The 17,921-nt window shown below is 69.7% G+C and carries 17 protein-coding genes and 1 pseudogene; 12 read left to right on the top strand and 6 right to left on the bottom strand.

The window, feature by feature from the left end:
• The first annotated feature begins 67 nt into the window (after positions 1-67).
• From hpf to Q8O26_RS10585, 5 genes are all read left to right on the top strand, one after another.
• Positions 68-802, top strand: a complete 735-nt coding sequence (hpf, locus tag Q8O26_RS10565) for a ribosome hibernation-promoting factor, HPF/YfiA family (RefSeq protein WP_371134523.1) — start codon at positions 68-70, stop codon at positions 800-802.
• An 81-nt stretch (positions 803-883) separates the two neighbouring features.
• Positions 884-1,348: a PTS IIA-like nitrogen regulatory protein PtsN gene (gene ptsN, locus Q8O26_RS10570; protein WP_305575478.1), complete on the top strand. Its 465-nt coding sequence runs from the start codon at positions 884-886 to the stop codon at positions 1,346-1,348.
• Positions 1,345-2,163, top strand: coding sequence for an ABC transporter substrate-binding protein (locus Q8O26_RS10575; RefSeq protein ID WP_305575479.1), 819 nt, complete (start codon positions 1,345-1,347; stop codon positions 2,161-2,163). Before ptsN ends, Q8O26_RS10575 begins: the two co-directional genes overlap by 4 nt.
• Before the next feature lie 126 nt (positions 2,164-2,289).
• Positions 2,290-2,847 (top strand): hypothetical protein, encoded by a 558-nt coding sequence (locus tag Q8O26_RS10580; RefSeq protein ID WP_305575480.1) that lies wholly within the window; start codon positions 2,290-2,292, stop codon positions 2,845-2,847.
• A 68-nt stretch (positions 2,848-2,915) separates the two neighbouring features.
• Positions 2,916-3,698: a hypothetical protein gene (locus Q8O26_RS10585; protein ID WP_305575481.1), complete on the top strand. Its 783-nt coding sequence runs from the start codon at positions 2,916-2,918 to the stop codon at positions 3,696-3,698.
• On the opposite strand, the gene mutS is transcribed toward Q8O26_RS10585, so the two are convergent.
• Complete coding sequence (gene mutS / locus Q8O26_RS10590) at positions 3,685-6,405, bottom strand: DNA mismatch repair protein MutS (protein ID WP_305575482.1); 2,721 nt, start codon at positions 6,403-6,405, stop codon at positions 3,685-3,687. The two genes, Q8O26_RS10585 and mutS, sit on opposite strands and share 14 nt — an antisense overlap.
• Positions 6,406-6,749: 344 nt before the next feature.
• Positions 6,750-7,484, bottom strand: a complete 735-nt coding sequence (locus Q8O26_RS10595) for an IclR family transcriptional regulator C-terminal domain-containing protein (protein WP_371134524.1) — start codon at positions 7,482-7,484, stop codon at positions 6,750-6,752.
• A gap of 182 nt (positions 7,485-7,666) precedes the next feature.
• On the opposite strand from Q8O26_RS10595, the gene Q8O26_RS10600 reads away from it, so the two are divergent.
• Positions 7,667-8,530, top strand: coding sequence for a type 1 glutamine amidotransferase (locus Q8O26_RS10600; RefSeq protein ID WP_305575484.1), 864 nt, complete (start codon positions 7,667-7,669; stop codon positions 8,528-8,530).
• 22 nt (positions 8,531-8,552) lie between these two features.
• Positions 8,553-9,629, top strand: coding sequence for a class I SAM-dependent methyltransferase (locus Q8O26_RS10605; RefSeq protein WP_305575485.1), 1,077 nt, complete (start codon positions 8,553-8,555; stop codon positions 9,627-9,629).
• 4 nt (positions 9,630-9,633) lie between these two features.
• On the opposite strand, the gene Q8O26_RS10610 is transcribed toward Q8O26_RS10605, so the two are convergent.
• The 3 genes from Q8O26_RS10610 to Q8O26_RS10620 form a co-directional block, all read right to left on the bottom strand.
• Positions 9,634-10,224 (bottom strand): hypothetical protein, encoded by a 591-nt coding sequence (locus tag Q8O26_RS10610; protein WP_305575486.1) that lies wholly within the window; start codon positions 10,222-10,224, stop codon positions 9,634-9,636.
• A 99-nt stretch (positions 10,225-10,323) separates the two neighbouring features.
• Positions 10,324-12,129, bottom strand: coding sequence for a translation elongation factor 4 (gene lepA / locus Q8O26_RS10615; protein ID WP_305575487.1), 1,806 nt, complete (start codon positions 12,127-12,129; stop codon positions 10,324-10,326).
• Between the two features lie 46 nt (positions 12,130-12,175).
• Positions 12,176-13,300, bottom strand: a complete 1,125-nt coding sequence (locus Q8O26_RS10620; RefSeq protein ID WP_305575488.1) for an acyltransferase — start codon at positions 13,298-13,300, stop codon at positions 12,176-12,178.
• Positions 13,301-13,476: 176 nt separating this feature from the next.
• On the opposite strand from Q8O26_RS10620, the gene Q8O26_RS10625 reads away from it, so the two are divergent.
• A complete protein-coding gene (locus tag Q8O26_RS10625) occupies positions 13,477-13,974 on the top strand; it encodes a universal stress protein (RefSeq protein ID WP_305575489.1) in 498 nt (165 codons plus the stop codon).
• A gap of 7 nt (positions 13,975-13,981) precedes the next feature.
• Here Q8O26_RS10625 and Q8O26_RS10630 read toward each other — a convergent pair whose 3' ends face one another.
• On the bottom strand, positions 13,982-15,325 hold the full coding sequence (locus Q8O26_RS10630) for a hydrolase (RefSeq protein WP_305575490.1): 1,344 nt from the start codon (positions 15,323-15,325) through the stop codon (positions 13,982-13,984).
• A 163-nt stretch (positions 15,326-15,488) separates the two neighbouring features.
• Here Q8O26_RS10630 and Q8O26_RS10635 point away from each other — a divergent pair, with 163 nt between their 5' ends.
• From Q8O26_RS10635 to Q8O26_RS10650, 4 genes and pseudogenes are all read left to right on the top strand, one after another.
• Positions 15,489-16,049 (top strand): NifU family protein, encoded by a 561-nt coding sequence (locus tag Q8O26_RS10635; protein WP_305575491.1) that lies wholly within the window; start codon positions 15,489-15,491, stop codon positions 16,047-16,049.
• Between the two features lie 58 nt (positions 16,050-16,107).
• Complete coding sequence (tsaB, locus tag Q8O26_RS10640) at positions 16,108-16,800, top strand: tRNA (adenosine(37)-N6)-threonylcarbamoyltransferase complex dimerization subunit type 1 TsaB (RefSeq protein ID WP_305575492.1); 693 nt, start codon at positions 16,108-16,110, stop codon at positions 16,798-16,800.
• On the top strand, positions 16,797-17,297 hold the full coding sequence (locus Q8O26_RS10645; protein WP_305575493.1) for a GNAT family N-acetyltransferase: 501 nt from the start codon (positions 16,797-16,799) through the stop codon (positions 17,295-17,297). Before tsaB ends, Q8O26_RS10645 begins: the two co-directional genes overlap by 4 nt.
• A gap of 243 nt (positions 17,298-17,540) precedes the next feature.
• Positions 17,541-17,921: pseudogene (locus Q8O26_RS10650) on the top strand (hypothetical protein); the annotation flags it as partial.

Raw genomic sequence — 17,921 nt, forward strand, 5'->3', positions numbered from 1 at the left:
CGACATCGGCGCCATCGCGATCAGAAGTCTGGCGTTATTTCAATGGTTTGCTGAAAAGCCGTTGCAGATGCGCGGCGCAGACGCAGCACGGCTCCGGCCGCCGGTCGCATTGACTTGTCCCAAGGCAGACCTTACCCGTTGTGACTATAAGAAGACGGCTTCGGAGTGCTTCCCTTCGGTGGCGCCGGTTCGAACAGACAATCGGAGGAGCCCCATGGCTCTGCGCATTTCCGGCAAGAATCTCGACATCGGCGAGGCCCTGCGAGAGCGGATCGCGGGACGGGTCGGAGAAGCAGCGCAGCGCTATCTCGACGGGCGGGTGACGGGCCATGTGACCGTCGAAAAGGAAGCGCACGGCTTCCGCACCATCGCAGCGCTGCATCTTCCCACCGGCACGTCCCTCCAGGCCGAGGCCTTCGCGGCGGATGCCTATGCCGCCTGTGATCTGGGCGTCGAGCGGATCGAGAAGCGGCTGCGGCGCTATGCGCGCCGGCTCAAGGACCGGGCAGGCCACCAAGCCCATCCGATCGCCATGGACATGCCGTATGTCGTCATCGAGGCGCCGAAGGAGACGCACGAGGACGAATCGGAAGGTGCCTTCGAACCCGTCATCATCGCCGAGCAGACCTCGTCGATGCGGCGGATGACGGTGGCCGAGGCGGTCATGGAACTCGACGTCACGGGTGCGGCCGCGCTGGTCTTCCATCATGCTGTTCACGGTCGCGTGAATGTGGTTTACAGGCGCGCGGATGGCCATGTGGGTTGGATCGACCCGCCGGCCGTGGCGAACGGCTCTGCCTGAGCGCGTCATGGCACCGTCATTGCATGGGGTTTAATGGCGGGCCTGACGAATCGGTCCGCATCTCAGCCGAGAAGGCAGCCAATGCCGCTTCCAGACATCATAGCCGACGGCGCGATCATTCCCGCCCTCCGGGCGACGTCGAAGAAACATCTGCTCCAGGAACTCGCGGAGCGCGCGGCCACCCTGACGGGCCGCCCCGCCCAGGACATTTTCGACACGCTGGTTGCGCGTGAGAATCTCGGCTCGACCGGCGCGGGGAGCGGCATCGCCATTCCGCACGGAAAACTGCCCAAGCTGGAGCGGGTCTTCGGCCTGTTCGCGCGGCTCGAGCGCCCGGTGGACTTCGATGCGATCGACGGCCAGCCGGTCGACCTGGTGTTCACGCTCCTCGCCCCCGAAGGCGCCGGCGCGGACCACCTGAAGGCGCTGTCGCGCATAGCCCGGCTCACCCGCGATCCCGGCAATGTCCAGAAGCTGCGCAACGCCCGTGACGAGGCGACGCTGCGCGCCCTTCTCGCGAGTTCCCCGGAAACCCACGCGGCGTGAGACGTCACGCCATCGCCGCGGCCGTCATCGCCGGCGGTTTCGCCATCGCCGCGACTCCGGCCGGCGCGATGCCGCAGCGCGTCGTCTCCCTCAATCTATGCGCCGACCAGCTCCTGCTGGCGCTGGCCGACCGCAGCCAGATCGCCGCCCTGTCGGCGCTCGCCCGCGACCCCGGTGCGTCGGCGGCGGCAGAGACCGCAGAGGGCCTGCCGCAGACGCGCGGGACGGCCGAGGAGGCGCTGGCGCTGGCGCCGGACCTCGTGTTTCTCGGCCCGCTCGACCGGCTCGGCACCGGTCGGGTGCTGGCAGCCCGCGGCGTGCGGGTCGAGAGGCTCGCCCTGCCCGCCTCCCTCGCCGAGGCGCGGGCACTGGTGCGCCAGACGGCCGCGCTGCTCGGTCACCCCGGACGCGGCGAAGCGCTGGCGCGGCAGCTGGACATCCCCCCGCCGCAGGAAGGTCGGGCACCCTCGGCGCTGCCCTATGAACGGCGCGGCTACGCCTCCGGTCCGCAATCGATTCTCGGCGAACTGATCGGGCGAGCCGGCTTCCTCCATGCAGGACCCGGTGCCGGTCTCGGCGGCTTCGTCAGCCTGGAAACGGTGGTGGCGCGACGCCCGGAGGTCCTGATCGTCGGATCGGGGACGACGGGCGCCGGCGACCAGGGCGCGGCCCTTCTCGCCCACCCGGCCCTCGCCCGCCTCTATCCCGCAGAGCGGCGCATCCTCGTGCCGGACGCGCTGACCGTCTGCCCGGGACCGGGCTTCCTCGCCGCCGTCGATCGGTTGCGCCGGGCGCGCGCGGTCCTGTCGCCCTGACGGCGGGCACCGTAACGCCGCAATTGGCCGCCAGCATTGACGCCACTCTCGGCTTGCCCGCGGCGCTGGCCGAGATAAAGTTGTGGGGGCCGCATCGCCCTCAACCGATGCCAGAGCGGAGCCAGCGTGTCCGACCGGATTGCCTTCGACGAATGTCTGCAGCTCGTCCTGAAGCTCGACGCCATGAAGCCGGCCAAGGGCCAGCCGAAGCGTCTCGACGCGCTGTTTCGCGACCTCGCGCGGTTCAAGCCGCACCTGCCCGCCTATGAGCTGCAGGACCTGATCTGGGCGATCTGGACCAACCACGAGGACGACTATGCCGACGAGGCGATGGAACAGGCGATCAACGCCATCGCGGTGAAGGACTATGACGTCGCCCAGCTCGTGCTCGATGCGCTGGTCGATGCCCGGCCGGAATGGTCCGAGGCCTGGAACAAGCGCGCCACGCTCAACTTCATCCGAGGCGACGACGTCTATGCGGTCCGCGATGTGATGGAGGCGCTGCGGCGCGAACCGCGCCATTTCGGCGCGCTCTCCGGCTTCGCCCAGATATGCCTGCGCCATGGCCGCGAGATGGAGGCGCTGATCGCCTTCGAGGCGGCGCTGGCGGTGAACCCGCATCTCGAGGGCGTCGCGGCGCTGGTCGCCGAGATGCACGCCAATGGCGGGCGCGTCCTGCACTGAGACGGCTGCCTCGCGGTGCGCGAAACGGCTAGAGCCTCGGGTCCCTCCGGCCGGCGCGTGCTGATCCCGTGTTCCTCCTCTCCCTCATCCTGAAGGCTGCCACGACGGCGATCATCGTCGTCGCCGCTTCGCTCGTCGCCGAGCGCTCGCGGCCCTTCATCGCCGCGCTGGTGCTGGCGCTCCCGGTCTCGACGGGGCCGGCCTATGTGCTGCTGGCGCTCGACCATGACGCGGCCTTCATCGCCGATGCGGCCTTGTCGAGCCTCGCCGGCAATGTCGCCATCGTGCCGGCGGCGCTCGCCTATGCCTTCCTCGCCCGGCGCGGCGCCGGCCTTGCCGCGGCCTATGCCGGCATGCTCGCCGCCTGGCTCGCCGGCGTTCTCGCGGTCAGGGCCTTCGACTGGACGATCCTCTCCGCCCTGGTGCTCAATCTCGTCGTCTTCGCCGCCGCGGTTGCCGTCACCTGGTCCTGGCGACGCGGCGAGCGACCGCCGGCCATGCGGCGGCGCTGGTACGACGTGCCGCTCCGCGCGGCGATCGTCGTCACGGTGGTGGTCGGCGTCATCCTCGTCTCGGAGCGCGTCGGGCCAGCGGCGACGGGCCTGGCGGCGCTGTTCCCGGCGAGCTTTTCCAGCTTCATCCTGCTGATGCACCGGCGCCTCGGCGGCCCGGCCGTCGCCGCGGCCTTCATCAACGGCATGACGATGATCTTCGGCTTCACCGGCTACCTGCTGGTGATGCACCTCTTCGCGCTGCGCGGCGAGGTCTGGACCGGCATGGCGCTCGGCCTCGCCATTCCGCTCGCCTGGTCAGCGCTGCTGCTGATGTTCAACCGGGTCAGGGCGCCCTGATCCGCCGCGCCTTCAGGACATAGAGCGCGTCGTGCGCCTCACGCGGCGTCATGTCGTCGGGGTCCATGCCGTCGAGGAGATCGAGCACCGGGTCGGGCGGCGGGGCGGCGAGAGGCCGCGGCGCCGCTGCGAAGAGCGGCAGGTCTTCCACCATGCGCCGCCTCGGCGCGGAACGGTCGGTCGCCTCCAGTTCGGCGAGCACCTGGCGCGCCCGCTCGACCACACCGGCGGGAAGCCCTGCGAGCTTGGCCACCTGGATGCCATAGGAGCGGTCGGCCGCCCCTTCCGTGACCTCGTGCAGGAAGATCACGTCGCCGCGCCATTCCTTCACCCGCATGGTGGCGTTGGAGAGCCGCTCGAGCCGATGCGAAAGCACGGTGAGCTCGTGGAAATGGGTGGCGAACAGCGCCCGGCAGCGGTTCGTCTCGTGCAGATGCTCCACCGCCGCCCAGGCGATGGAGAGGCCGTCGAAGGTCGCCGTGCCGCGACCGATCTCGTCGAGGATGACGAGGGCGCGCGGCCCCGACTGGTTGAGGATCGCCGCCGTCTCGACCATCTCGACCATGAAGGTGGAACGGCCGCGGGCGAGATCGTCCGCCGCGCCGACGCGCGAGAACAGCCGGTCGACGATGCCGATATGGGCGGAGGTCGCCGGCACGAAGGCGCCCGCCTGCGCCAGCACGGCGACCAGGGCGTTCTGCCTCAGGAAGGTCGACTTGCCCGCCATGTTGGGGCCGGTGACGAGCCAGATGCGGCCGCGCGGCTCATCGCCCCTGGCCTCGCTGCCGGACAGGTCGCAGTCGTTGGCGACGAAGGGCGCGCGGCCGCGGATCGCCTGTTCGACGACGGGGTGGCGCGCCTGCTTCACCGCGAAGGCGAGCGAGGCGTCGACCAGCGGTCGGCAATAGGCCTCTTCGGCTGCGAGGCTGGCGTTGGAGGCGGCGACGTCGAGCACGGCGATGGCCGCGGCCGCCGCGCGGATCGACTCGGACCTGTCGAGCACGGCGCGGGCGAGGCCGGCGAAGACGTCGAGTTCGATGCCAAGCGCGCGGTCGGCGGCGCCGGCGATCTTCGCCTCGAGCTGGCCGAGCTCGGTGGTGGAGAAGCGCATCGCTCCGGCCATGGTCTGACGGTGGATGAAGGTCTCGTTGAGCGGCGCCCTGAGGAAGGTCTCGCCGTGCTGCTGCGCAACCTCGACGAAATAGCCGAGCACGTTGTTGTGCTTGACCTTCAGGGCGCGGATGCCGGTCTCCTCGGCATAGCGGATCTGCAGCGAGGCGATGACGCGGCGGCTCTCGTCGCGCAGGGCCCGCGTCTCGTCGAGGCTGTCGCGGAAGCCCGGCCGCACGAAGCCACCGTCGCGCCTGAGCAGCGGCAGGTCGTCGGCGAGGGCGCAGGCCAGTTCCGCGGCGAGCGCACCGTCGGGACGGGCGAGGCCTGCCGCCGCCGCGGTAAGCTCTCCGGCACGGGTGTCGGCAATGAGGTCGGCGAGGCTCGCCGCGGCGACGAGGCCCTGGCCGATGGCGGCGAGATCGCGCGGGCCGCCGCGCTCCATGGCGATGCGGGTCAGGGCGCGGGCCATATCCGGCGCGTTCTGCAGGCGGGAACGGATCTCGGTGCGCAACGACGACGCCTCGACGAGGGCTTCCACCGCATCGAGGCGGCCGGTGATCGCGGCAGGGTCGGTCAAGGGGCTCGCGAGGCGGGCGGCGAGAAGGCGGGCGCCGGCCGCGGTGACAGTCCGGTCGATGGCGGCGAGGAGTGAGCCTTGCCGCTCGCCGCCGAGGGTGCGGACGAGTTCGAGATTGGCGCGCGTCGCCGCGTCGATCAGCATGGCGGCGCCCGCCGGCTCGCGCACCGGAGGCGAGAGCGGCGCGCGCGTGGCGATCTGGGTGCGCTCGACATAGGTCGCGACCGCCGCCGCCGCCGACAGTTCGAGACGGGAGAAGGCGCCGAAACCGTCGAGGGTGCCGACGCCGAAATAGGAAGCGAGCCGGCGCTCGGCGCTCGCCCCGTCGAAGAGGTCGCGCGGCGTCGGCGACACCGCCTTGAAGCCGCGCCAGAAGTCGGCGAGGGCCGGATCGGCGTGGAGCGCGTCGGAGACGACGATCTCGCGCGGATCGACACGCGCGATGTCGGCGGCGAGACGGCCGCCGTCGGTCTCGGCGACGCGGAACTCGCCGGTGGAGATGTCGACCCAGGCGAGCCCGTAGCCTTCGCCGGCGCCGACCGAGGCGGTACGGGCGCGTGTCACCGCCAGGAGGTAGTTGCTGCGCCGCGGCTCCAGCAGCGAATCCTCGGTCAGCGTGCCCGGCGTGACGAGGCGGACCACGTCGCGCTTCACCACCGATTTCGCGCCGCGCTTCTTCGCTTCGGCCGGGTCCTCGACCTGTTCGCAGACCGCAACCTTGAAGCCGAGCTGGATGACGCGCTGGAGATAGTCGTCGGCGGCATGGACCGGCACGCCGGCCATGGGAATGTCCTCGCCGAGATGCTTGCCGCGCTTGGTCAGCGCGATGCCGAGCGCCCGCGACGCGGCAACCGCGTCGTCGAAGAACAGCTCGTAGAAATCGCCCATCCGGTAGAACAGGAGCGAACCCGGGTTCGCCGCCTTGATCTCGATATACTGTTCCATCAGCGGCGTGACACGGCCGTCCGGCTCGGCAGGCGGGGTCGGAGCGGGCTGGGGCTGCGGGGCGTCGAGCATCTGCGGCGACGCTCGCAGGTGACAGCGGCGAATTCAACCGCCGCGGTGCAAAGCCCACAGGCTTTGGGGCTCCAGTACCCGCGAAAGACGGACGCGATCACCGGACGTCTACCTTTCTCCTGCACCATATGAACCGGCACGACTTCACCTCTCCCCGGTAGGGAGAGGTCGCCGAGCGCAGCGAGGCGGGTGAGGGGGAGAAGTCCAGACATCAGACCCCCTCACCCGACCTTCGGTCGACCTCTCCCCGCAGGGGGGAGGTGAAGAGGCGCCCCATTCTCGCAGGGCAATGCGGCGGGCACATCCGGGCCCATGAAAGGGCCGCTTGAGCGACAGCCCTCGCCTCACAGCATGCGCGCGAGATCCGCCTGCATGGCGGTCAGCTTCGGCAGGAGGTCGCGCACCATGGCGTCTGGTGGAAAGCGCGTCGCCTGGGTGCCGATGTTGATGGCGGCGAGAACCCGGCCGGCCCTGTCGGTCACCGGCACAGCGATGGAGGTGAGGCCAACCTCCAGCTCCTGGTCGATGACGGCATGGCCCTCGGCGCGGGCGCGGGCGAGACGCGCCATGATCGCCTCGACGCCGGTGACGGTGCGGGCGGTCAGCGCCCGCCGGTCGGAAGCCTCGACGAGGGCCCGCGCCTCCGCCTCGGGCAGGGCCGCAAGGAGGACACGGCCCATGGAGGTGCAGTAGGCCGGCAGCCGCGCACCGACGGCGAGGCCGACCGACATGATGCGCTTGGTGGCGGCGCGGGCGACATAGACGATCTCGCCGCCGTCGAGGATGGAGGCGGAGGAGCTCTCGCCGATCGTCTCGCTCAGCCGCTCCAGCGCGTTCTGCAGCACGGCGGTGAGCGGGGTCGAGGCGAGATAGGCATAGCCGAGCTTCAGGACGCGCGGGGTCAGGGTGAAGAAGCGCCCGTCAGTGTCGGCATAGCCGATGCGGACGAGAGTGATCAGGCAGCGGCGGGCGGTGGCCCGCGTCAGGCCGGTCATCCGCGCCACGTCGGCGATGGTCAGGCGTGCATGGGCGCCATCGAAACAGGCGATGACGGCCAGGCCCTTCTCGAGGCCGAGCATGTGGTCGCGGTCGATCTGGCGGAAGGGGGCGGCGGGCGGGTCCACGGGTGCGACGATCCTGTGCGGTCACCGCACAGTGTCGCGCCTTCGCACCAGGCCGGCAATGGCCGCGCCCCATTTTCCTTGGCGCCGCGATGTGCCATCTGAGGGACGAACGTCACCCCCGCCGCCGCAGGCTCTCCATGCCCCTCCGTCTCCTCGTCGTCGAAGGCAATACGGCCACCGACCGCGCCCGCCATGCCGGCAGCCGCGGCGCCACCCCGTCGCAGGCCTATGCCGACGTGCTGCGCGAACTCGCGCCGGAGGCCGTGGTCGACATCGCATTCCCGGCCGATCGCGGCGCCAACCTGCCGGATGCCGGCGGGCTGGCCGGCTATGACGGCGTGGCGCTGACCGGGTCCTCCCTGAACCTCTACGACATGACGCCCGAGATCCGCGCCCAGGTCGACCTGGCGCGCGAGGTCCTAGCCTCCGGCACGCCGGTCTTCGGCTCGTGCTGGGGCCTGCAGGTGCTGACCACGGCGGCCGGCGGGGTGGTCAGGCGCAATCCGAAGGGCCGCGAGATGGGCTTCGCCCGCAAGATCGTGCCCACCGAGGCCGGCCGCAGCCATCCGATGCTGGCGGGCCGCCCGGTCGCCTATGACGCACCGGCCGTCCACCTCGACGAAGTAGAGACCATGGCGCCGGGGACCACGCTCCTCGCCTCCAATGCCATGAGCGAGGTGCAGGCCGTGGAGATCCGCGTCGGCGAGGCCGTGGCCTGGGCGGTGCAGTACCACCCCGAGTTCTCGCTGGCGGAAGTCGCGGCGATCGGCGGCGCCATCGGCCCGCGGCTCGTGGAGGAAGGCTTCTTCGAGGACATGGAGGCCCTGGCACGCTGGCGCTCCGACCTCGACGCACTTGATGCCGACCCGGCGAACACCCCCGTCGCCTGGCGCCATGGGCTGGATGTCGAGATGCTCGACACCGGCCGCCGCAGAACCGAGATCGCCAACTGGCTGACGGCCATGGTAAAGCCCACGAAGAGCGCGCGCGGCCGCGCATGAACCCAGCCGGCCGGGATGCCTCATGTCATCGTCGACACCTGAACCGAAACGTCCCCAACTGAGGCTCAGACCCGCTTCGCTCGCTGCGCGCTGGGCCCGTGCGCTCCATGACGGGTTTTTCAACGGCGCTGCCTATGCGATGCCGACCTATTTCGGCACGAGCCCCAACCGCGTCGATCCGGAGAGCGTCTGGCACTTCGCGACTTGCGAGAGAACGATCCCCAGCCAGGCCTTCATCGACCACTGGCCACCCGCGCCGATGCGCCGGAGGATCATGGACAGGTTCCTGAGCCAGAGCCACGCCGAGGGGATCGAGTATCACTACGATGTCTCGAACGACTTCTACGCGCTGTTCCTCGACCGCGACTACATGTTCTACACCTGTGCCGATTTCCATGCCCCGACCGACACCATCGAGCAGGCCCAGCGTCAGAAGGCCGACTACATCATGGCGCTGCTCGATCCGAAGCCGGGAGAGCGGATCATCGAACTCGGCTGCGGCTGGGGCGCCATGCTCAAGCATATCGCTACGGCGATCGGCGACGGCAGCAACCTGTCGGGGCTGACGCTGTCGCGAGACCAGTTCGACTACATCGGCTCGCAGATGGGCTTTGCGGTGGAGCTCGCCGACCTGATCACCCACGACTATGGAACGGCGACCTACGACAAGATCTATGCGATCGGCGCCCTGGAGCACGTGCGGCCCGACAGCATCCTGCCGCTCTTCCAGCGCCTGCATGCGGCGCTGAAGCCCGGCGGATGGATGGTCCAGCACTTCTTCTCGCTCAACGGAACGGACCCGGTGCCGACGTCGATGATCGCCGCCCAGGCCTATTTTCCGGGTTCGATCCTGTCGTTGCACGGCGACATCCGCGCCAAGGCCGAGCGTGCGGGATTTCGCATCACGCACGATTCCGAGCACGACTACCGGCCAACCCTCCGGGCCTGGTTCGACCGGCTGGTGGAGAATCGGCACAAGGCCGAGGCCATCGTCGGCGTCCAGGTCGTCAACAAGTACCTCGTCTATTTCGCCTCATCCTGGCGGTTCTTCGACCTTCGGCAGGCGTCGCTGCACCGGCTGGTGCTGATGAAGGACTGACCACTCAGGCCTTCTCGTCCATCAGCCTGCGGATGAGCCCTTCCACCCAGCGCACGTCGGGAATGCCCTGCAGCGTCTCGGACCGCTCCACCTTGTCGCCATCGGAGTCGCGGCCCTCGCCGAAGATCAGCTTCAGCGTGCCCGAGCCGTCGGTCTTCTCGGTCCGCTCGACGGCGAAGAGGTCGCGCGGCGAGATGCTGCGCACGGTGACGCCGCGGCGACCCAGCGTCAGACAGGCGATGCGGCGGGTGGTGATCACCCAGACGCTGCGCTGCGCCCGGCGCGCGAGCCAGAGAGGCGCGGCCATCATGCCGAGGCCGACGGCGACGAAGGGCAGGCCGAACAGCACGAAGAAGGCGCCGAACCAGGACCATGACTGGCCCTTCGTCCCGCCGAAGCCGAAGAAGCCGCCAAGCGCCAGCGATTCCCAGAACAGGGCGAAGACTGTCCAGGGCACAGCGAAGAGCCAGATCCCGGCCGAGCGCCAGAAGGCAGTCCGGGCGGAGGGCTGGCCGGCCCAGCGGATCGGCTCGCCGGCGAACTCGCTGATCGCGGCGCGGCGCAGGTCGTCGGGCAGGTCGGGCGGCAAGGTCATTGCCCGAAAAGTACCCCGAACAGGCGAAGAATCGGTGAAGGCGACCGTGCTAAGAGGATCCGGGTCCGAAACCTTCCGTCAACCGCCGGGTGCCCTGCCTCAGGCGTCCATCTTCAGGGCGGCGATGAAGGCTTCCTGCGGGATATCGACCTTGCCGAACTGGCGCATCTTCTTCTTGCCCTCCTTCTGCTTGTCGAGAAGCTTGCGCTTTCTGGAGATGTCGCCGCCGTAGCACTTGGCGGTGACGTCCTTGCGCAGGGCCGAGATGGTCTCGCGGGCGATGACCTTGGCGCCGATGGAGGCCTGGATCGGGATCTTGAACAGGTGCTGCGGGATCAGGTCCTTCAGCTTCTCGCACATGGCCCGGCCGCGGCTCTCGGCGCGGTTCTTGTGGACCAGCATGGAGAGGGCGTCGACCGGCTCGGCATTGACGAGGATCGACATCTTCACGAGGTCGCCCTCGCGATAGTCGGTGATCTGGTAGTCGAAGGAGGCGTAGCCCTTGGAGATCGACTTCAGGCGGTCGTAGAAGTCGAAGACCACCTCGTTGAGCGGCAGGTCATAGGTGACCATGGCGCGCGAGCCGACATAGGTGAGGTCGATCTGCACGCCGCGACGGTCCTGGCAGAGCTTCAGCACCGAGCCGAGATAATCGTCCGGCGTCATGATCTTGGCGCGGATCCAAGGCTCCGAGATGACCTCGATCTTCATCGGATCGGGCATGTCGGCGGGGTTGTGGAGTTCGAGCAGCGTGCCGTCGCGCTGCAGGATCTGGTAGACGACCGAAGGGGCGGTGGCGATGAGGTCGAGGTTGAACTCGCGCTCCAGCCGCTCCTGGATGATCTCGAGGTGGAGCAGGCCGAGGAAGCCGCAGCGGAAGCCGAAGCCGAGGGCGGCCGAACTCTCCATCTCGAAGGAAAAGCTGGCGTCGTTGAGTCGCAGGCGGCCCATGGCGGCGCGCAGGTCCTCGAAATTGGCGGCGTCCTGCGGGAAAAGGCCGCAGAAGACCACCGGCTGCGCCGGCTTGAAGCCGGGCAGCGCCTTGGCCGTCGGCTTCTTGTCGTCGGTGATGGTGTCGCCGACGCGCGTGTCGGCGACCTCCTTGATCGAGGCGGTGATGAAGCCGACCTCGCCGGGACCGAGATCGGTGACGTCCTTCATCTTCGGGGTGAAGACGCCGATCTTGTCGACGTCATAGACCGCGTCGGTGCCCATCATCTTGATGCGCTGGTGCTTCTTCATCACGCCGTCGATGATGCGGACGAGAACGACGACGCCGAGATAGGGGTCGTACCAGCTGTCGACCAGCATGGCCTTCAGAGGCGCGGCACGGTCGCCCTTCGGCGGCGGAAGGCGCGTGACGATGGCCTCCAGCACGCCTTCGATGTTGATGCCGGTCTTGGCGGAGACCTCGATCGCATCGGAGGCGTCGAGGCCGATGACGTCCTCGATCTGCTGCTTGACGCGCTCCGGCTCGGCTGCCGGCAGGTCGATTTTGTTGAGGACCGGCACGATCTCGTGGCCGGCATCGAGCGCCTGGTAGACGTTGGCGAGCGTCTGGGCCTCGACGCCCTGCGAGGCGTCGACGACGAGGATGGAGCCCTCGCAGGCGGCGAGCGAGCGCGACACCTCATAGGCGAAGTCGACGTGGCCGGGCGTGTCCATCAGGTTGAGGACATAGGTCTTGCCGTCCTTGGCCGGATAGTCGAGGCGCACGGTCTGCGCCTTGATGGTGATGCCGCGTTCCTTCTCGATATCCATGTTGTCGAGGACCTGTTCGGTCATCTCGCGCGCGGTGAGGCCTCCCGTCACCTGAATCAGGCGGTCGGCGAGCGTCGATTTGCCGTGGTCGATATGGGCCACGATGGAGAAATTGCGGATGAGGTCGAGCGGCGTGTCGGTCATGGCCCGCACATAGCAGCGAAGTGGCCGGTTTGGAAGGATTGCGACGCTAACGTTCGCCTGATGGGACGGGTATGCCGCCGATACCGGCTGCGACCGGCGGCAGCAGCCGCGGCCGGACGCCGCGCAGGAACCGCATCAGCGGCTTTTCGAAGATCAGATGCACGCCGACGCCGACCGCGACGGCAGCCATTCCGGTCGCAAGCGCCAGGAACGGCTGATCGAGAGCCGTGCCGGTCGCCCAGCCGGCCCGGCGGCTGGCGAGCGAGAGGACCGATATGGCGATGCCGTGGCTCAGATAGACGGCGTAGGAGGCATCGCCGAGAAGCAGCGGGAAAGCGTGCGCGCCGATCCGGCGCGAATCGTCGAGGATCACCGCGCCGGTGACGAGGGCAAGGGCCGGCAGGCCCCACCAGAGGATGCGCGGCCAGCCTTCCGGCGCGCCCGCGAAGCCGGCTGCGGCAATGAAGCCGAGGAGGCCGATCCCGACCAGCAGCAGGCCCGACGCGGCGGGGAGCCTGCCGCCGGCCTGACGCCAGGTTCCGAAGAGATAGCCGGCGAGAAATTCGAGCAGCAGCGGGCTCGTGAAGGAGATGCCCACCGGACCCTGCGGGTCGAGCATAGCGCCGGTAGCGACGAGGGCGAGCAGGACGAGCGAGAGGATGACCGCCTTGCGGCGGCGCGACACGAGCATGGCGGCGAGGACGAGAAGATAAAACAGCGCCTCGAACCACAGGGTCCAGCCCTGATAGAGGAAGGGAAACCGGTCGGCGGTGCCCGGAACGACGGTCGGGATCAGCAGGAACGAACTGACGATCCAGCCGGTGTCGAGCGGCAGCCGCGGCAGAAGGTCGGGCGCCAGCAGCTTGGTCGCGACCAGAAGCGCCGTGAACAGCCAGTAGAGCGGCAGGATGCGCGCCACGCGGTCATAGGCAAAGACCATCGGCCGAACCGGCTTCGACGCCGTGACCATGGCGATCACCAGGCCGCTGATGACGAAAAACACGTCGACGCCCGCCGCCCCGATGACCGCGACATCGCCGAGCACGTGATAGGCGACGACCATCAACGCGGCGAGTGCCCGGAGATACTGGATCGATGCGAGGCGGTCGTTCGGCGTCATGCGGTCCCGTCGGTCGGCGGTCGTGCCGCAGATGCGCTTGCCAAAGGTCATTCCGGCACAGGCCTGTGCCAAAAGGAGCCAGACGGGATGCGCCACCCCGCCGGCGCCGTTTCAACCGCAAGGACCGCGCCAGCGCCGGCCGGCGTGCCGATCACGACCGGACCCGCTTGCCAATCCCGATCGCCGGGTGCGACATAGCGCCTGTTGCGGTGCAGAGAGAGGCCCCGATGACCCGCAAGCGCGAAGCCTATCAATCCGGCCACACGCCGAAATTCATGGTGGTGGTGGACGATTCGCAGGAATGCGACCGCGCCGTCGTCTTCGCCGCGCGCCGGGCGTCGCGCACCGGCCACCGGCTGCAGATGCTGGCCGTGGTGGAACCCAAGATCGGCGACGGCCAGGCGCTGTTCGGCGTCGCCGACGTCATGCGTGCGGAGGCCCATGCCGATGCCCGTGCCAAGCTCGACGCCGCCGCCGACCGCGCCATGAAGCTCGTCGGCGTCGAGCCCGAACTCGTGGTGCGCGAGGGCACGCTGGCGGAGGCGATCCTCGCCCAGATCGAGGACGACCCGGACATCTCCATCCTGGTCCTCGCCGCCGGCGCCGGCAAGGACGGGCCGGGGCCGCTGGTCTCCAGCCTCGCCCGCACGGCGGGGTCCTATCCGATCCCCGTGGCAATCGTGCCGGGGCAGCTCTCCGACGACGAGATCGAGGCGCTGGCCTGAGGCCGCGTCACCAGGTCAGTTCGGCGATGGCGACACGGTTCTCGGCGGCACTCCAGGCGCGTGCGGCGATGCGCTCCTCGTTGAAGAGGCCGACGACCGTCCGCCCGATCTCCGCAGCCGGCAGCCGGACGGTGGTGGTGGCGTCGGTCGCCACGCCCTTGGTCACGTCGCCGGGCTCCTTGCCGTCGAAGAGGACGACGTCACGGGGGATGCCGAAATAGCCGCGCGGCCGCGTCATCTGCACGACGGCGCCGGCGGCGCGGTCGGCCTCCGGCAGGGGCCGCGCCGGGCGTAGATGCACCACCTGCGAGGAGCGCGGGAAGGGCGAGCGGTAGGTATGCGTCACCGGGTGGCCCGCCACGGCGAGCACGAATTCCAAAGCGTCCGCAGGACCGGCGACGACCTCGCCCCAGAGGCCGTCAGACGCCGTGGTCCGCTTCAGCAGGGCCTCGCCCCGGCGTTCGCCGGTCGCCGGATCGACGCGATAGACCTCGACGACGGCGCCGGCCAGAGGGCGATTGCTGGGCACGCCGCCGACATTGCCGGTGACGAGGCCGGAGAGCCGGATGTTCTGTTCCAGCGCCACCGCGAGCGTCGAGGGCTCGCGGTCGGCGATGAAGCGATGGATCTCGCGGAAGGCGCGCGGGTGGAAGGCGACCTCGCGGTGGTCGAGCTGGCCGAGGGCGAGATTGGCCGCGCCGCGCAGCGCCGGCCCTTCGGCGGTGATGCCCGTGGCAACGCCCGGCCGCCCGATGAGGCGCCCGTCGGGCTGCGCAAACTTGTCGTTGCCGTCGCTGCGCAGGGTGAGGAAGGCGGTGCCGGGCACCACGTCGCTGTCGCGGCGGTTGAGCATGGTCAGGAAGGGGCCGCGACCATTGAACTCGCTGCCGGGACTGGCCTCCCAGTTGAAGACGCCGCGATTGGGCGTGCCGCACAGCACGGCATGGCTGACGCGGGCGGCACCGCCGGCTTCGACCACGTAGTTGCGCACCGCGTTACCGCCGCGCGAACTGGCGACGAGGGCGATGCGGGCCGCCCCGGTGCGGGCACAGAGCGCCTCGACCTCGGCGGCGAGTTCGCGCAGCTGGTCGGCGGTTCCCGAACGGCCGGCGAGCGGCACCGCATCGTCGGCGCGGGAGAGCGGATCGGTGAAGTTCAAGGCGTGCAGCCGGTCGCGCGGCCAGCCATTGGTCTCGAAACGCCACAGCGTCGTCATCCAAAGCGCCGCATGGTCGCCGTTGCCGTGGACGAACAGGATGGGAACGGGCGGGGCGGTCTGTGCACGCAGGGGGCTCGCGGCGGCGAGAACCAGGGCGGATCCGCCCATCAGGATGGTACGGCGTGTCGGCATGGATGCTCTCCCGATCCGGTGGGATGCGCGGCGGGCGGGCCGCCCGGCCACCGGGGTCTTTGCGGTTGACGGCAGGCCCTAGCATCGCCACATGATGTTTGGAAGAATTCGTTTTAATCATTCCAGTCCGCCCGGCCTTGAACCGGAGCGCGTGGAGAAAATCATGTTCATCCAGACGGAAGCGACCCCCAATCCGGCGACGCTGAAGTTCCTGCCGGGCCGCACCGTGCTCTCCGAGGGCACGCTCCACATGCCCAATCCGGAGGCGGCGCGGCAGTCGCCGCTGGCCGAGAAGCTCTTCGCCATCGACGGCATCGCCGGCGTCTTCTTCGGCAACGACTTCATCACCGTGACCAAGGGCGGGGCCGAGTGGCCGCACCTGAAGCCCGCCATCCTCGGCGCCATCATGGAACATTTCATGTCGGGCCAGCCGCTGGTCCGCAGCGACGCCTCGCTCGCCCCCGGCGGCGACGAGGAATTCTTCGACCCTGCCGATTCCGGCACGGTCGACACCATCAAGGAACTCCTGGAGACGCGGGTGCGCCCGGCGGTTGCCGCCGACGGCGGCGACATCACCTTCCGCGGCTACAAGGACGGCATCGTCTATCTCGCCATGCAGGGCTCCTGCGCCGGCTGCCCGTCCTCGACCGCGACCCTCAAGCACGGCATCCAGAACCTGATGCGCCACTTCCTTCCCGACGTGCGGGAAGTCCAGGCCATCTGACGCCGGCGATCCGGCGGGGGCTCTTTCCGCCCCGCCGCAGACGGTGTAGCACCGGCGGATGCTCGTTCTCGCCCTCGATACGGCGCTCGGCGCCTGCTCGGCAGCCGTCCTCGACACCGCGTCGGGACGGGTGCTGGCGGCGCTGTCGGAGCCGATGGCGCGCGGCCATGCGGAACGGCTGATCCCGCTCGTCGCCGAGACCTGCGCGCAAGCCGGCGTTGCGCCCGGCGCCTGCCTGCGCTTCGTCGCGACGACCGGGCCGGGCAGTTTCACCGGCCTCAGGGTCGCCGTGGCCGCGGCCCGCGCCATGGCGCTCGCCACCGGGGGCGAGGCCGTCGGCCTGTCGACGCTCGCCGTGCTCGCCGAACCCCATCTCGCCGCTGCCGAACCCCTCGCCGTTCTCGCGGTGATCGATGCGCGTTACGGCCATGTCTATGCCGCGCTCACCGCCGCCGACCGGTCGGAGATCTTTCCCCCCTCCTATGTCGCGGTCGCGGAAGCGGCGCGGCGCGCCGCCGCCATGCCGGTGGCCATCGTCGGCCCCGGGGTCGAGGCCGTCCTCGCCGCCTGGCCGGAGGGCGCCTCCGCCCCGGTGATCCTCGACGGACGGGCGGCACCCGACATCGGCCTCCTCGCCCGCCTCGGCGCTGCGGTCGACGCCGCCTCCGCGCCATGCCGGCCGCTCTACCTGAAGGCGGTGGACGCCAAGCCCCAGGCTGCCCCGCCGGTGATCTCCGGGCCGCCGCCATGATGATGCTTTCCGACCTGGTGTTCTGGTGGCCGCGGTCGGAACCCGTCGTCGGGCGCGCGGCGACGGCCGACTGCGACGATCTCGCCGCCATCCATGCCGCCTGCTTCCACCGCGGCTGGGGCGCTGAAGACCTCGCCGCCATGCTGACGGAGCCCTGGGTCATCGCCCATGTCGTCCGCCGCCGCGCGACGGCACCGGCGGCGGGCTTCATCCTCAGCCGCATCGCTGCCGACGAGGCGGAAATCCTCACCGTCGCCACGGCGCCACGGCTGCGCGGGCGGGGTTATGCCGGCCGGCTGGTCGCCGCGCATCTGCCGGATCTGATGCGGGCCGGGGTCCGCAACCTGTTCCTCGAGGTCGAGGCGGAGAACGCGGCCGCCCTGAAACTCTACGCCCGCGCCGGGTTCGAGCCGATCGGGCGGCGCAAAGGCTACTACCGCACGGCAGGCGGGGCGGCCGATGCGCTCACCATGCGGCGGGCGCTGCCGGCGATCTGACAGGCCACCACGGCGCGACACTGGAAAATTCCCGCCCCCGTTCCCGTTCTGGACTCTTAGACCGCGAGTCTCCGCAAGGTTAGATTGGTCGTGATTCGCGCCGCGGGCGGCACCGGCGCAGATCCCTCATCCCGCACCCGTGCCGCATCGTGGACCCAAGGATACGAGATGCCGGGCCTGCAAAGGGTCGACGACGCATCCTGCCCGGAGAGAGCGCCGGAACCGACGCCGGCGTCGCGGGTCTTGCGGCTCGCCCCGGCGACCGCCGCCGCCCTGTTGGCGAGCACGGCGCTGGTCGCGGCCGACGAGGCGGCGCCCATGCTTTCGAAGCTCGTCGGCGCCATCCCGGCACATGAATTGGCCGCCTTCGGGCTCAATGTCGGCATCGTGGTCTTCGCCGTCATGACCGCCATAGGCCTCCTGCGGACACGGGCGAGCGCCGCCGCGGCGGCCCGCCAGACGCGCCGTGAAATCAACGAGTTGCGCCTCGCTCTCGACCGCAACGCCGAGCTGCTGACGCTCGATCCCCATGTCGTCGTCGTCTGGGGCGGCGATCGCGACGAGCCGGAGATCGCCGGTGACGTGGCGCTCGTCACCGATCTTCCGGTGGCGCGCCGCGTGCTC

Source organism: Phreatobacter sp. (assembly GCF_030691135.1).
GTDB lineage: Bacteria > Pseudomonadota > Alphaproteobacteria > Rhizobiales > Phreatobacteraceae > Phreatobacter.